At 37.2% G+C, this 14,303-nt stretch carries 16 protein-coding genes; 6 read left to right on the top strand and 10 right to left on the bottom strand.

What is annotated here, in order from left to right; all coding sequences use genetic code 11:
- The first annotated feature begins 8 nt into the window (after positions 1–8).
- From AC5YDH_RS11650 to AC5YDH_RS11630, 5 genes are all read left to right on the top strand, one after another.
- Complete coding sequence (locus AC5YDH_RS11650; RefSeq protein ID WP_496119706.1) at positions 9–1,457, top strand: coniferyl aldehyde dehydrogenase; 1,449 nt, start codon at positions 9–11, stop codon at positions 1,455–1,457.
- Between the two features lie 165 nt (positions 1,458–1,622).
- Positions 1,623–1,859 carry a 50S ribosomal protein L28 gene (gene rpmB / locus AC5YDH_RS11645; protein ID WP_000048256.1) on the top strand — a complete coding sequence of 79 codons (237 nt, stop codon included), beginning with the start codon at positions 1,623–1,625 and terminating at the stop codon, positions 1,857–1,859.
- Positions 1,860–1,871: 12 nt separating this feature from the next.
- Entirely contained in the window at positions 1,872–2,027 is a 156-nt protein-coding gene (rpmG, locus tag AC5YDH_RS11640) for a 50S ribosomal protein L33 (RefSeq protein ID WP_001205031.1), read from the top strand.
- A 143-nt stretch (positions 2,028–2,170) separates the two neighbouring features.
- Positions 2,171–3,889, top strand: a complete 1,719-nt coding sequence (locus AC5YDH_RS11635) for a cation:proton antiporter (protein WP_496119697.1) — start codon at positions 2,171–2,173, stop codon at positions 3,887–3,889.
- Positions 3,890–4,057: 168 nt separating this feature from the next.
- Complete coding sequence (locus AC5YDH_RS11630) at positions 4,058–4,282, top strand: hypothetical protein (RefSeq protein ID WP_496119695.1); 225 nt, start codon at positions 4,058–4,060, stop codon at positions 4,280–4,282.
- A 57-nt stretch (positions 4,283–4,339) separates the two neighbouring features.
- Here AC5YDH_RS11630 and AC5YDH_RS11625 read toward each other — a convergent pair whose 3' ends face one another.
- The 5 genes from AC5YDH_RS11625 to AC5YDH_RS11605 all read right to left on the bottom strand — a co-directional run bounded on the left by AC5YDH_RS11625 (position 4,340) and on the right by AC5YDH_RS11605 (position 9,079).
- Entirely contained in the window at positions 4,340–4,615 is a 276-nt protein-coding gene (locus AC5YDH_RS11625; RefSeq protein ID WP_496119693.1) for a hypothetical protein, read from the bottom strand.
- A 106-nt stretch (positions 4,616–4,721) separates the two neighbouring features.
- On the bottom strand, positions 4,722–5,225 hold the full coding sequence (locus tag AC5YDH_RS11620) for a DUF6586 family protein (protein WP_496119692.1): 504 nt from the start codon (positions 5,223–5,225) through the stop codon (positions 4,722–4,724).
- Positions 5,226–5,377: 152 nt separating this feature from the next.
- Entirely contained in the window at positions 5,378–5,632 is a 255-nt protein-coding gene (locus AC5YDH_RS11615) for an RNA recognition motif domain-containing protein (RefSeq protein WP_496119691.1), read from the bottom strand.
- Between the two features lie 78 nt (positions 5,633–5,710).
- The gene (locus AC5YDH_RS11610; protein WP_496119689.1) at positions 5,711–7,699 is read right to left on the bottom strand and encodes an ATP-dependent helicase; all 1,989 of its coding nucleotides are present in this window, start codon (positions 7,697–7,699) and stop codon (positions 5,711–5,713) included.
- A gap of 249 nt (positions 7,700–7,948) precedes the next feature.
- Positions 7,949–9,079, bottom strand: coding sequence for a glycerate kinase family protein (locus AC5YDH_RS11605; protein WP_496119756.1), 1,131 nt, complete (start codon positions 9,077–9,079; stop codon positions 7,949–7,951).
- A gap of 81 nt (positions 9,080–9,160) precedes the next feature.
- Here AC5YDH_RS11605 and AC5YDH_RS11600 point away from each other — a divergent pair, with 81 nt between their 5' ends.
- Complete coding sequence (locus AC5YDH_RS11600) at positions 9,161–9,610, top strand: carboxymuconolactone decarboxylase family protein (RefSeq protein WP_496119687.1); 450 nt, start codon at positions 9,161–9,163, stop codon at positions 9,608–9,610.
- A 150-nt stretch (positions 9,611–9,760) separates the two neighbouring features.
- Here the strand turns inward: AC5YDH_RS11600 and AC5YDH_RS11595 are convergent, their stop codons facing one another.
- From AC5YDH_RS11595 to AC5YDH_RS11575, 5 genes are all read right to left on the bottom strand, one after another.
- A complete protein-coding gene (locus tag AC5YDH_RS11595; protein WP_496119685.1) occupies positions 9,761–10,330 on the bottom strand; it encodes an HdeD family acid-resistance protein in 570 nt (189 codons plus the stop codon).
- Positions 10,331–10,514: 184 nt separating this feature from the next.
- The gene (gene topA, locus AC5YDH_RS11590; protein WP_496119683.1) at positions 10,515–13,157 is read right to left on the bottom strand and encodes a type I DNA topoisomerase; all 2,643 of its coding nucleotides are present in this window, start codon (positions 13,155–13,157) and stop codon (positions 10,515–10,517) included.
- A 34-nt stretch (positions 13,158–13,191) separates the two neighbouring features.
- Positions 13,192–13,641, bottom strand: a complete 450-nt coding sequence (locus tag AC5YDH_RS11585; protein WP_496119682.1) for an ammonium transporter — start codon at positions 13,639–13,641, stop codon at positions 13,192–13,194.
- 63 nt (positions 13,642–13,704) lie between these two features.
- Positions 13,705–13,950, bottom strand: coding sequence for a hypothetical protein (locus AC5YDH_RS11580; protein ID WP_496119680.1), 246 nt, complete (start codon positions 13,948–13,950; stop codon positions 13,705–13,707).
- Positions 13,951–14,005: 55 nt separating this feature from the next.
- Positions 14,006–14,303: transposase (locus tag AC5YDH_RS11575; protein WP_279043810.1), on the bottom strand; the 298-nt coding region annotated here is incomplete at its 5' end.

Below are 14,303 nucleotides of genomic sequence, written 5' to 3'. Positions count from 1 at the left end.
AATTTGCCATGAACAGTCAAACAAAAAATAAAACCGTGACCGCACAATCATTTGATGAAACCCGTTTAAATGAGATTTTGTCGGCACAAAAAGTTGCTTATCAACGCTATCCAGTTCCTACGGCTAAGGAACGTATAGACCGACTTGCTCGTTTAAAACGTGTTTTGGTGAAATACCAAGACCAATTTGCAGATGCAATTAATCAAGACTATGGCAATCGCTCGATCAGCGAAACCAAAATTGGTGAGCTTCTCACTTGCTTAGAGCATATCAAATATTATAGCAAAAACCTAAGCTCTTGGATGAAACCATCTAAACGCCATGTAGGCATCATTCATCAACCAGCAAAAGCATGGGTCGAATATCAGCCTTTAGGTGTTATTGGTATTATTGCACCTTGGAATTATCCTTTATTACTTTCTGTTGGTCCTCTTATTTGTGCATTGGCTGCTGGCAATCATGCAATGATTAAAATTTCGAGTGCATCCGCTCATTTTGGTCGTGTCTTAGAACAAGCTATTGCTGAAGCATTTCCTCAAGAATTAGTTTCCGTAGTAAATGGTGGCGGTGTTATCTCCGATTTATTTTGTCACCTTGCATTCGATAAAATTATTTTTACAGGCTCCACCACTGTCGGTAAAACGATTATGGCTGCTGCTTCAGAAAATTTAGTTCCTGTTATTTTAGAACTTGGTGGAAAGTCACCAACTATTGTACATTCATCAAGTAACATGAAAGATGTTGCCCAACGTGTTGCTGTCGGTAAGTTATGGAATTCAGGACAAACCTGCGTTGCTCCAGACTATATGTTCTTGCCAAAAGGTAAAACAGCAGAATTTATTGAACATTTTGAAACTTATGTTTTCGAAATGTACCCAAGTATTTTAAATAACCTTGATTACACATCTATAGTAAACAACAAACAATATCATCGCTTGCAAGGTTATTTGGAAAATGCAAAAGCACTTGGTGCAAAAATTATTGAAATAAATCCACAAAGTGAAGATGTCAGTTTAAATCGTAAAATTGTACCAACAATCTTAACTGGCGTGACTTCTAAGATGGAAATCATGAAAAATGAGATCTTTGGTCCTATTCTTCCGATTATGGAATATGATCAAATAGACGATGTAATTGAGTTTATTAATAGCCGTCCGCGTCCACTTGCATTATACTATTTCGACTTTGATCAGGCGCGTGCCGATTATATCGCGCAACGCACACATTCAGGTCACTTCGGATTAAATACTGTTTTAACCCATGTTGCACAAGACGACTTACCATTTGGTGGCGTAGGTGCTTCAGGTATGGGCAAGTATCACGGTCCTGAAGGTTTTTTCAGTTTGTCTCATGAACGGTCTATGATGTCTAATCCCAAGCTGTATAGCTTGAAATTCATTCTCCCACCGTTTGACAAGCCGATTCATCGACTCATTTCGAAGACTCTTCTTCGATAACTGATCAAGGCATGAGCTATTGAACAGCATCATGTTTAGTTTTATCTTAAATCGCTTGTCTTTTAAGCGTATTTTTGGTATAAAACGCCCCTTGAATGAATTCAATCCGTTTATTTTTGACTGGCCATACAGATTTGCTGTTGGCTAAATCAATGGAGTTACACCATGTCTAAGGTTTGCCAAGTTACCGGCAAGCGTCCAGTCGTTGGTAACAACGTCTCACACGCCAACAACAAAACTAAGCGCCGGTTCGAGCCGAACCTGCACCACCACCGTTTCTGGTTAGAAAGCGAAAAACGTTTCGTACGTCTTCGTCTAACTACTAAGGGTATGCGTATTATCGACAAATTGGGTATCGAAAAGGTTGTTGCTGACCTACGTGCTCAAGGTCAAAAGATCTAAGGAGTTACGACAATGCGTGATAAAATTCGTCTAGTTTCTTCTGCTGGTACAGGTTATTTCTACACTACCACTAAGAACAAACGTACTATGCCGGAAAAAATGGAAATCAAAAAATTTGATCCAAAAATCCGTCAACACGTGATCTTCAAAGAAGCTAAAATTAAATAATTTTAGTTTTTTGAAAAAAAACGACCTTCTTGGTCGTTTTTTTTGCATTTTTTTTATGCGACTTGTTACACTTTGATCATAATTTTTTTGGCATTCTTTGTGCTTATGTATCTTAACCTTAACTATAACTTAGGGAGTTTTTAGTGCCACATGATGTAGAACTGATAATATTACTTGCCGTTGGATTTAGTGTTGCCTTAATCTTTGGGTATATTGCTGCACGTTTACGCCTCCCTCCTCTTATCGGTTATTTAATTGCCGGCATTATTATTAGCCCAAACACCCCAGGAGTTGTGGGCGATCTACATCTTGCGAATCAGCTTGCCGAACTTGGGGTAATGTTCCTAATGTTTGGCGTGGGTATGCATTTTTCTTTAAAAGATTTAATACAAGTCCGTCGTATTGCTTTGCCTGGCGCTATTCTACAAATTACTGTTGCAACCTTACTTGGTATTGGTATTTCCATGCTTTGGGGGTGGAGTTTCGGTTCTGCATTGGTATTTGGCTTAAGTTTATCTTGTGCAAGTACAGTTGTTTTACTTAAAGCCTTAGGTGACCGTGGTTTACTAAATTCCGTGAACGGAAAAATTGCTGTCGGCTGGCTTTTAGTTGAAGACCTTGTCATGGTCTTAGTTTTGGTACTTCTACCAGCTACAGCTGTTTTACTTGGTGGACAAGCTCTATCAAGTACAACGGGGAATGAAAATATCTGGCTTACCTTAGGTATCACCCTACTTAAAGTGGTTGGTTTTATTGCCTTTATGCTAATTATTGGTAAACGACTTGTACCTATGATTATGCAAGTGGTTGCTCGTTTAGGCTCTCGTGAATTATTTACCTTAACTGTTGTTGCCGCTGCCGTTTCCATTGCATTTGGTGCTTATAAAGTATTTGGTGTTTCAATGGCGTTAGGCGCTTTCTTTGCTGGTATGGTGGTAAAAGAGTCTGACTTTAGTCAACGTGCTGAAGCTGAAACACTCCCGCTTCGTGAAATTTTTTCAATTTTATTTTTCGTTGCTGTTGGAATGTTGTTTGACCCAAGAATTTTAGTTGAACAACCCATTCACGTTTTAGGTGTTGTTGGTATTATTATGATTGGTAAGACTATTGCAGCTATGGCATTAGTACTTTTCTTCAGATATCCACTAAATACCGCTTTAACTGTTGGCGCCTCACTTGCCCAAATTGGTGAGTTCTCATTTATTTTAGCAACCTTAGGGGTGTCATTAAAATTACTCTCGCTTGAGGGTCAAAATTTAATTTTGGCAGGTGCTTTAATTTCTATCACTTTAAACTCATTTATTTTCTCTGCAATAGAACCTATTCAAAATTGGATACGTAATCGCTCGCATTTAGCACGTTTGCTTGAACGTAGTGGTGACCCATTAGCTATGCTGCCAGATGAGGTCTCACAAGATTATTTACGCGATCAGGTGGTTATTGTTGGTCATGGTGATGTTGGTCGTAGAATTACAAAAACTTTAATGGAAAAAAATATTAAAGTAGTTATTGCTGAAGAAAATCGGGAAATTGTAGAAAACTTACGTGAAAAAGACATTGCAGCAGTTTGTGGTTTAGCAACTGAACCAAGCGTACTTATTCAAGCCCATATTCAACATGCTCGACTTTTAGTGCTATCACCAATGGATATTTTAGATATTCACAAAATTGTCGATATTGCAAAAACATTAAATCCTCAAATTCAAGTTTTAGTCTGTGCTGAAAGCAAAGCTGAAGCTGATGTTATTCGAAAAGATAATATTGGTGAGGTCTATTTTGCAAAAGAAGAAATGGCAAAAAATATGACCCATCATATTTTGCATCAAATCGAAATTGCACATCACCAAACGTCATCACACTAACAAGAATCATAAAAAGGGCTAATCTTTCGATTAGCCCTTTTTATATGCCTTAAATACAAATATTGCTTTATAAATAAACAAGATAAAACCTATAATCCCCTTATAAAGCTTATCTCAAAAAATTTAATTATTTCAAATACTATCTTTAACTTAAAGAAGGGGGGAAATATGCTACTTATTTATTTAGGTATCGCAATTATCATTATTGGCGGTATTGGTTTTTTAATTGCAGCATTTAAAAATAGTATTTTATGGGGTTTAGGCTGTTTCTTGTTTTACCCTATTTCGATTGTATTTTTAATTTTATATTGGCAAGAAGCAAAAAATCCATTTCTCCTTCAGCTTATTGGTGTTGCGTTTGTCTTCGCTGGCTCAATGATGATATCGCCATAAAATTTTTAAAATTATAAAAAAGCGCACTTAATAGTGTGCTTTTTTATAAATCGACATTTAACTCATGTATTTTGGTTTTTCATCTACAACTTCGGCTTCAAACTCATTCACTTGCTTTTCCATTAAAGCAAATAAAGCAGCCTGTATCATGTGTTGTGCAACAACAGGCATTTGCTCACCTAATAGAGCACGAATTTCTTCATTAAATTGAATTTTAACCAAAGGATCTTCCGAACCTGCATTACGTAATGCTAATTCACCACCTTCAAGTTGAACAAGTTCTAAAATTGCTTCATTACTACCAAATAATTCTTTCAACTGTTCTATCGACATATATCCTCCATGTTCAACATGGTGACAAAGATACTGATGTACTTTGCATTGTTTGAATTAGTTTATATAAGGTCAAGTTTGGTAAATTCAAGCATTAAATTTTAAACTAGAATTCAACCATTTCATTACGAAAACCATCAATGAGTTGAGTAATGTCTCGATGCCATTCTCTTAAAATTGCAGTATCTGGTAACCATGCTTGTGGTGTTTGAGTGACTTTAATAATCAAATTTGAAGATGTTTCTTCTTCTGGCTCTGGCGCACTTGGTTCTGGTGTATATTGGCACATACGATATGCTCGCTTAAGCTCCGCAATAAAACCATCTTTTGCTAATTTTTGCAAAATACTAATTTCAGGTGAAACTTGCCCTTTAGCTGCCATATGTTCTTCAATTGACTTTAAAGTCGGATTACCATCTGTTAACCGATAATAGCGCACTAGCTCCTGTAAAAATGCGAGAACGGCACCATGTAAATGAAATACCGCAGCTTCACGATATGCTTGAGCCTGTTGAACATGCTCGGTTTGCTCTGACTGTTGACACGAAAGACGTGCAAAATAAAGCTTTTGATTTGTACGATCTGCATGAAAGCGAGCAACACGTGACATGGTGTTTATTCCTAAATTTTGGCGTTTTTGTCCTCACCTAGATTAAACGTAATTTTAAATAAATCACAATGAAATTTACATATAATCCATTTCAATTCATTTAATTAGGCAATAAAAAAGGAGCATTAAAGCCCCTTTTTAATATTTCACACTTATTCAGCTTTCGGTTTTTCGTCTGATGCTTTAACACGAATACCTGCACCATGAACACGTAATGTATTCAATGCTTTAATTGCTTTTACAGCTTCACGACCATTTGGCATTTCAACAAATGCAAAACCTTTTGATTTACCTGTTTCAGCATCTAGAACCAATGTACAAGTATCTACGGTGCCAAAAGGCTTAAACAATGCCAATACCTCAGCTTCTGTTACCGTACGCTCTAAATTACGAACTAAAATTTTCATCTTACAACCTTAAAATAGGCAAAAATCATCAAAAAGCACTCGCCTACTCTACTTTTTGCATCTCAATAACTAGATAGTTTAATCGAGATCGATGCCAAAATCTAAATTAATCGACTGACGTTCAATGAGTGCTGTTTTTACAGTTTGTTGACGGGGTTTATGGTGAGTTTCCATAGTACATAAATTACGTGTTAGATCATTTAAGAAATAACTTTCCACTTTACGACCTTGCTCATCAATCATATCTTTAGCCCATAAGTTCAGATTTTGTTTTGTTAAAATCAACTCATTTTGTGCTCGCGTTAAAGCCACATAAAGAACACGGCGCTCCTCTTCGACATCATCAAAGTTTCCTTGTGCACGTGCATGAGGATATTGCCCTGCTGTCACATTTGCCACATAACAAACTTTTTGTTCTGTACCTTTTGCAGAGTGAATTGTAATAAGCGTGACAACATCCGTATCTGACTGACGTTCAATTTCAGAAATTGAAACAGGATCGAGTACATAGGCTTCTAAAAACTCACTCAGTTGATCATGTTTAGATGCTAATTGCTTCACAAGTTCAAAATCACCTTGGCGACGATTCCAATCTTTTTTATAGTTTTCTGCCAACTGATCTTCAAGTGCCTGAACACCCAAACTTACACATTCTTTCACTTCACCACGGAGCACATTCATTTGCTTCATCATGAGTAAAGTTTTTTCAGGAATACGCCCAAAACCTTCTAGTTTTTCAAAAATTTTGTCAAATTCAGGTTCAACTAGTAATTGCTGTGCCAAACGACTTGCGCCAACATCACCCACACCATTCCACAAAGTAAGAAAACGCATCCATGCAATATCATCCAATGGATTTGCAATAACACGTAGCAAACTCACTAAATCTTTTACATGTGCTGTTTCAAGAAGCTTCATACCACCAATAAAACGATACGGCACATTAGAAGCAATACATACTGCTTCAATATGACGAGCAGCAAAACTAGAACGCACCAAAACCATGTGATCTTTCCACGGTTTTCCTTCTAAAAAATGACGTTCTTTGATATCAACAGCAATCCATTTTGCTTCATCAAATTCATTTGGAAAAATGTGAAGTTTTGGCTTAACGCCTTCTCCTCGATATGCTTCTAAACGCTTATCGTATTTAATTTCACTTTGATCTAATAACCAATTTGAAAGGTCTAAAATTTCTTGCGTTGAACGGTAATTTTTTTCTAATTTATGGATTTTAGCATCGGGCACACGGTCTTTAAAATGATGAATATTCTCAAAGTCCGCACCACGGAAACCGTAAATCGATTGTGCATCATCACCCACACAAAATAGGCTTACTTTTTCTTTTAACGGTTCTAAAAGCGCCCATTGCAAAGGATTTGTATCTTGCATTTCATCGACCAACATGTGGCGACAAATTGAAGAAACATAATCGACTAAACCCTCTGACTCATCTAAAGCTTTCGCAACAATTGCCAATATATCGTCATAATCTAAAAAGCTACGCGCACGTTTTCGTGTTTCGTATTCTTTCATGATTTCTGCAATTTGATCTTTAAAAACAATATGTTCAGGATATTGTTTTTCTAAAGCAAGACTGAGTTTTTGACGCGTATTTCGTGCAAAAGAATACAAATCACAAAGTTCTTGTGGCTTAGGTAATTGATTTGGATTTTTCTTATCATCTTTTCCGCGTATTAAGCGAAACATCATGAGCTGATCATCACGGTCAATAATCGAAAACTGCTCTAAACCAAATGCTTTAGGAATACGGCGCAATAAATACATGCAAAACGTATGAAAAGTAGATGCTCTTAAGCCTTTTGCTTGTTCGCCTAAAGCAAGTTCCACACGTGCCACGATTTCACTTGCAGAGCGACGGGTAAAAGTCAAAATTTGAATTTGATTTGCAGGTACGCCTTGATCAATTAAATATGCTGCGCGCGCTACAATTGTTTTGGTTTTACCACAGCCAGCCCCTGCCAAAACTAGACTATGCTTTGACTCTGTTGTCGCAGCTTGTTTCTGTTGTGGATTTAATTCATCAATTAGGCTAGCTAAACTCATGGTGTCTCATCGTACGTATTGAAGAGATAGTTTAGCAGAGCTCTCCTTATAAAGCTTAATAGAAAAATCACGCTCGATTGATTTCGTGATGGCTGCATGGATGCAGCCGTTATTCAGTGATGCATGGACGTATCATCTGAATAACAAAGGGTTTGGTTACTTTGCCTTCAAAGTAACAAAGAATCCATTCAATTTAAGATGATTTAAATATTACTGAAAAAGCCTCATTAAAACTTAATAAAATGATATTTAAACAATATTTTTCAAAGTGATACCAACTGCCTTCTCTAAATTCTTCTCTGCATTTTTCAAAGCAATTTCCAAGTCACAATTTGGTTCATTAATCGAAATAATTTGCGTAAAACCCTCGTCAAATAATGACTCAATATCATCACCAACTTTTCCTGCAAATGCGATTACAGGCTTATTCAATTTTTTCGCAACTTGCGCCACAGCCCATGGTGTTTTCCCAAATTTCGTTTGAAAATCGATACTGCCTTCACCTGTAAATACATAATCTGCTTCGGCAATTTTTTCAGCTAATTTTGTTTGCTGAATAATAAGTTGTGCACCCGATTTCATTTTAGCCTTGGCAAATGCCATTAGGCCAAAACCTAAACCACCTGCTGCACCTGCGCCTGCAATATTCTGAACATCAATATTTAAAGTACTTTCTACAAGCTTTGCATAATATTGAAGGTTTGCATCTAACTGCTTCACCATTTCAGCTGTAGCACCCTTTTGTGGAGAAAATACATAAGATGCTCCATTTACCCCACACAAAGGATTATTCACATCTGATGCAATTAAAATTTCAACATCTTTTAAGCGAGCATCAAGCTGAGTTAAATCAATCTTTGAAATTTGATTGAGTGATCCACCACAAGCCTGAATTTCATCACCCAATTGATCTAAAAACCTCGCACCCAAAGCTTGTGCCATGCCACTTCCACCATCATTGGTTACACTACCACCCAAACCAATAATAATTTTACTCACACCTAAATCTAAAGCTTGGCGAATCATCTGACCTGTACCAAAAGTACTTGTAAGCCACGGATTTCGTTCTTCTCGCTGTAATAAATCTATGCCATTGGCTTTTGCCATTTCCATAATGGCAGTTTGACCATCATCAACCAAACCCAAATACGTTGGAATTTTTTGATGTGGCAATGGCCCTTGAACTTCACAAAACACCTTCTGCCCATTCAGCGTATGAATAAGTACATCTACAGTTCCTTCACCGCCATCTGCCATAGGAACGTGAATACATTTTACTTGGGGAAATACCTGTTGAATGCCTCGTTGCATTGCCATACATGCGTGTTCTGCAGTAATACTTTCTTTAAATGAGTCGGGTGCAAGAACAACACTTTTTATTATCTGCATAGACCAAAAAAACTTTAATGAATATGGTTGATGCTTCATACTATCTGAAATACATCAAGATGATAAATGGCAATGAAACGAATTAATTTAGGTCAATCCAACCCTGACCTTTATAAAAAAGTGATTGAGCTTGACCAACTCGCAATGCAAAAAATAGATGAAGCTGGAATTCATCATGGTTTTGCGCATCTATTAAAACTTCGTGCATCACAAATCAATCAGTGTGCTTTTTGCATTCGCCTACACACTCAAGATGCCTTAAAAGCAGGTGAAAGTATTGACCGTATTACTTTACTCAATGCTTGGTCAGAAACTGAATATTTTAATGAGCAAGAACGCGCAGCATTAAGTCTAATAGAAGCAATCACCCTAGTCTCTGAAGGACAAGTAGATGATGCCATTTATGAAGATGCCTTGCCCTTTTTGACCGATGCACAAATGAGTGCTATTGAATGGTTAGCCATTGTCATTAATACATGGAATAGAATTGCAATCTCAAGCCGCTACACTGTTAAACCCTAAAAGTTTTTCTCAATGAGAAGAAAACTTACCCACAATAAAAAGTGACTTTGTGGATAAAATGGACAATATCCACAAAGTCACTTTTAAACAGACATAAAAAATGCTGACCCAAATCAGCATTTTTTTAATTTTGTATTTATATATTAAAAATTAATCTGCTGAACTTTTAGGCACTTTCTTACGAATGTAAGTAGCTAAATTTAAATAGTTAATGCCTTGAAATAAAATATCTAGTGCTAAGAATAAGCCTAACACCCAAAATGGAGCTTCCGCCGATTGTAAAATTACAATACCCGCAACAAGCGTTAAAATACCCGATACACATGTCCAACCCCAACCATTAAATGCTCTTAGGATAAATGCATTAAATATACGAATCACTCCAGCAATAATTAAAAAAATTGCCAATATATTTGTTAAAACAATTGCGGTGGATACAGGTGTGGTAAATGCATAATAACCAGCAACAAAATATAAAATACCAAATAATGCCCAAAGCCAACGAAACAAGCCATCAAACATTTTAAATGCTGCAATTAAATGAAGTGCTCCACCTATCATCATTAAAACGCCAAACAGGAAAACGACAGACAGCGTTGCAAATGGTAGTGAAACTAAAAGTACAGAAGCAAAAATAATTAAAAGTATTCCAAGTGCTATATACCATTTATAATTTTCATGTAATTGATGACGCACTAAGTCATTTCCAACTGTTCTCATATTTTCTTCCTATTTATGGTTGGCTCATTTTCATTATTCATAAAATTCAAACTTTACTCAATTAAAGTTTTATAACTTTCACATAATTTTAGCAGTAATATGTTCACAAAAATTCACCATCTCCTATATATGTAGGCATAAAAAATGCCCACAGATGTGAGCATTTTTCTAACAATTTAGTACTTTAAGCTTCAGCCCATTTACCATCTTGGTAAACTAAACTCCACTTCGTTTGCTTACCTTCAGGCGTTTCAGAACCAATATATTGTGCTTGGTTTTTACGACTAAATTTCACCAATGTTGGATTCCCTTCAGGATCAACATCTGGCGCTTGCAAAATAAATTGATATTTCGGATCAAGTTGTTCTGCAACACTACGAAGTTCAGCAACCTTAGGTGCACGGGTTTCACGCACTTTAGGGAACTTACTTGCAGCTAAGAACAAACCTGCCGCACCATCACGCAATACAAAGAAATCATCATGCTTTGTAGAACGTATATGTTCCATTTTAATCGGATCTACACGTGGAGGCGCAGGTTGACCACTCTTTAAGACTTTACGCGTATTGTCGCAGCTCGTACAAGCGAAGTATGGTCCAAAACGACCTGTCTTCAATTGCATTTCGCCTTCACATTTATCACATGGAATAGTTGGACCATCGTAACCTTTGATTTTGAACTCACCTTCTTCAAGTTCATAACCATTACAGTCTGGATTATTACCACAAACATGTAATTTACGACCACCATCGATCACGTAACTATCCATTGCTGTTTCGCAAATTGGACAACGCTTTTTAGACATTAAGTCAGCTGTTTCCGCTGTATCATCATCAGACAATGCTGCAAGCGATTCTACTGGCGTTAAGTTAAACGTACCTTTACAGCGTTCTTTTGGTGGCAAGTTATAACCTGAACATCCTAAGAATACGCCAGTTGTACCTGTACGAATCTGCATTGGACGATCACATTCTTTACAATGAACCGCTTCAACCTCTACAGGTTGATTACGGCGCATACCGTTTTCGCCCTGAGCTGTAGTTAAACGTTTTTTAAAATCACCATAGAAACTGTTTAAAAGCTCTTTCCAGTTACGATCACCATCGGCAACTTTATCGAGCTGACTTTCTAAATCTGCGGTAAACGCATAATTCATTAAGTTATTGAAGTTTTCATCGAGACGATCCGTCACGATTTCACCCATCTTTTCGGCAAAAAGACGACGATTATCAATTTTTACATAACCACGATCTTGAATCGTCGAAATAATGGCAGCATAAGTCGAAGGACGACCAATACCTTTTTTCTCAAGTTCTTTTACCAGTGATGCTTCTGTAAAGCGTGCAGGTGGTTTTGTGAAGTGTTGAGATGGATCTAACTTCTCAAGTTTAAGTACTTCACCCACTTTCACCGCAGGTAATAACACATCATCATCAGATTTGTTTTGACCACGAACTTTGGTAAAACCATCAAATACTAAAGTGCGACCTTTTGCTTTAAGTTCTACGCCATTTGCATCTACTAAAATTGTCGATGACAAGTATTGTGCTGGTGTCATTTGACACGCAACAAATTGACGCCAAATCAAGTCATAAAGACGTTGAGCATCTCGGTCTACACCTGCAAGCTGATCACCTTTTAAAGCAACATTCGATGGACGAATGGCTTCATGGGCTTCTTGTGCACCTGCTTTATTGCCATACTTATTTGGCTTCGCAGGAAGATATTTCTCACCATATTCAGCTTCAATATGTGTACGAACCATGTTTACGGCATCATCACTTAAGAATGTTGAATCCGTACGCATGTAGGTAATGAAACCTGCTTCATACAAACGCTGCGCCATGGTCATGGTTTTCTTCACAGAAAAACCTAAACGTGTGCTTGCCGCTTGCTGAAGTGTAGACGTGATATATGGCGCACTAGGATTTACCTTAGTTGGCTTATCTTCACGTGTTGAAACTTTATATTCAGCATCATTTAAAATTTTTAATAAAGCATCTGTTTGTGCTTTATTTTGCAGTTTTAAGGTTTTACCACCTTGCTTCACCGCTTCTAAACGAATGTTATCTTTTTGCGATTGAGTATCTGCAAATACTTGCCAATATTCTTCAGGAACAAATGCACGAATTTCACGTTCACGTTCTACAACAAGTTTTGCTGCAACCGATTGCACACGACCTGCCGATAAACCACGGGCAATTTTTTCCCAAAGTAATGGCGAAATCATAAAACCAACTATGCGGTCTAAGAAACGACGTGCTTGTTGTGCATTTACTTTGTCTGTATCTAGGCGAGAAGGATGTTTAAAAGCTTCTTGAATTGCATTTTTTGTAATTTCGTTGAAAACAACACGTTGGTAACGTGAATCGTCTCCACCAATCACTTCTTTTAAATGCCAAGCAATTGCTTCCCCTTCTCTATCCATATCCGTTGCGAGATAGACTTCATCGACTTGCGATGCCAGTTTTTTAAGTTCTGCAACAACATGTTCTTTACCAGGCAATACTTCATATTGCGCTTTCCAGTCATGTTCAGGATCGACACCCATACGCTTAATTAATGCATTTTGAGCTTTTTCAGCTTTCTCCGCATCGGTTAATTTTGTACGTGTTGTAGGTTTTTTTTCTGTCGACTTCGCTGAACCACCTGTTGGCAAATCACGAACGTGACCAACTGATGATTTTACAATGTATTCTGAGCCCAAATACTTATTGATTGTTTTCGCTTTTGCAGGCGACTCCACAATCACGAGCGCACGTTTTTTCCCAGCTTCTGAAGATTTAGCTGTGGTGCTTTTGGATGTGGATCGAGGAGCGTTCGCCATAATGAACCGTTATTCCTGTTTATATGGGTATAAATTAAAATTCAGCCAATGAGATTAGTAATGCTTTCATATCTTCTAACTGAGTGGCTCTTAAATCGGATTCTTCATCCCAATATAGTCCTACACAGTTAGCTTGCATATCAATAGCATAAATACCTTTTAATGCAATGGGAAATTGTTTAAATTTTTCATCCCCATGCACAAGATCAAACTGCTGATCTACAATTCGTGCACGCATTAATGGAAGTCTAGCCTCTGGTAATAAAATACTGTAGTACGCAACCATACTGGCACGATTTTCCGATGCCATAGGAATTTTAGTCCACTCAGGTGCTGCCACTAATCGAGGATGTAGCCCCATCTTTCTTGCTTTATCACGCATTATCCCTAAAGCTTTTTCGCGAGGGCTTACACGCAAACCAAAAATTGATCCTAAAACAAAAACAACAATGATAACTACAACCCAAATTCCAGTATTTTCCATAGAAAAGCCTCAATATTCCTATATTAGAGTTACATAAGGTTTATATAAAAGGCAAGTTTAGATTTAATCTATCCTTAAAATGGCGCTGTCTGAAATAAAAGAAGCTTTTTTATTATTACCATTTTCTCCTTTCAGAACAAAAAGATAGCCATTTTTTACTTTTGATACAAAAACACCATCAACCCTTTGCTTAGAGACAAGTATGACCGTTTTATAATTTTCTGATGTTAAGTATTTATCTGCATGTTCCTTACCTTGATTTCCTATATCCAATATCCAACCAATCCATAGCTGTAAAAATAAAGTCATAAGGGCTTTGTTGCACAAAGATTTGAAATGCAAAGCGCACCTAATTGAGCCAAATTTAAGGCGTAACTTGGGTAAGTGGTCGACCTAATTCCGTAAATCTGTTAAGGACTGCTACACGTGCATGGATCTCATTCACTTGGCTATCAAAACTCCTTGCACTGAGTTTATCTCCTAATAATTTGATGCAATGCATCTTAGTTTCAACCAAACTTCGCCGATGATAGCCTGACCATTTTTTCCATAGTGTCCTGCCTAAACGTTTAATTGTTCGAAGTAATTCATTTCGCTCTAGCGAGCTACTCTTTGTATCTTTCCATGGTTTCGCATTTTTTCTAGGTGGAATCACCGCATGC

This window comes from Acinetobacter sp. FY683 (assembly GCF_059515885.1).
Note: the sequence above shows the minus strand (reverse complement) of the source record. Positions and strands in the feature narration are given on the sequence as shown.

Bases quoted from the DNA above. Each gene is read 5' to 3' on its own strand.
- AC5YDH_RS11625 (WP_496119693.1), bottom strand. From the start codon at position 4,615: ATGTCGATAGAACAGTTGAAAGAATTATTTGGTAGTAATGAAGCAATT.
- AC5YDH_RS11620 (WP_496119692.1), bottom strand. From the start codon at position 5,225: ATGTCACGTGTTGCTCGCTTTCATGCAGATCGTACAAATCAAAAGCTT.
- AC5YDH_RS11600 (WP_496119687.1), top strand. From the start codon at position 9,161: ATGAAACGAATTAATTTAGGTCAATCCAACCCTGACCTTTATAAAAAA.
- topA (WP_496119683.1), bottom strand. From the start codon at position 13,157: ATGGCGAACGCTCCTCGATCCACATCCAAAAGCACCACAGCTAAATCT.
- AC5YDH_RS11630 (WP_496119695.1), top strand. From the start codon at position 4,058: ATGCTACTTATTTATTTAGGTATCGCAATTATCATTATTGGCGGTATT.
- AC5YDH_RS11595 (WP_496119685.1), bottom strand. From the start codon at position 10,330: ATGAGAACAGTTGGAAATGACTTAGTGCGTCATCAATTACATGAAAAT.
- AC5YDH_RS11580 (WP_496119680.1), bottom strand. From the start codon at position 13,950: ATGACTTTATTTTTACAGCTATGGATTGGTTGGATATTGGATATAGGA.
- AC5YDH_RS11585 (WP_496119682.1), bottom strand. From the start codon at position 13,641: ATGGAAAATACTGGAATTTGGGTTGTAGTTATCATTGTTGTTTTTGTT.
- rpmB (WP_000048256.1), top strand. From the start codon at position 1,623: ATGTCTAAGGTTTGCCAAGTTACCGGCAAGCGTCCAGTCGTTGGTAAC.
- rpmG (WP_001205031.1), top strand. From the start codon at position 1,872: ATGCGTGATAAAATTCGTCTAGTTTCTTCTGCTGGTACAGGTTATTTC.
- AC5YDH_RS11650 (WP_496119706.1), top strand. From the start codon at position 9: ATGAACAGTCAAACAAAAAATAAAACCGTGACCGCACAATCATTTGAT.
- AC5YDH_RS11610 (WP_496119689.1), bottom strand. From the start codon at position 7,699: ATGAGTTTAGCTAGCCTAATTGATGAATTAAATCCACAACAGAAACAA.
- AC5YDH_RS11615 (WP_496119691.1), bottom strand. From the start codon at position 5,632: ATGAAAATTTTAGTTCGTAATTTAGAGCGTACGGTAACAGAAGCTGAG.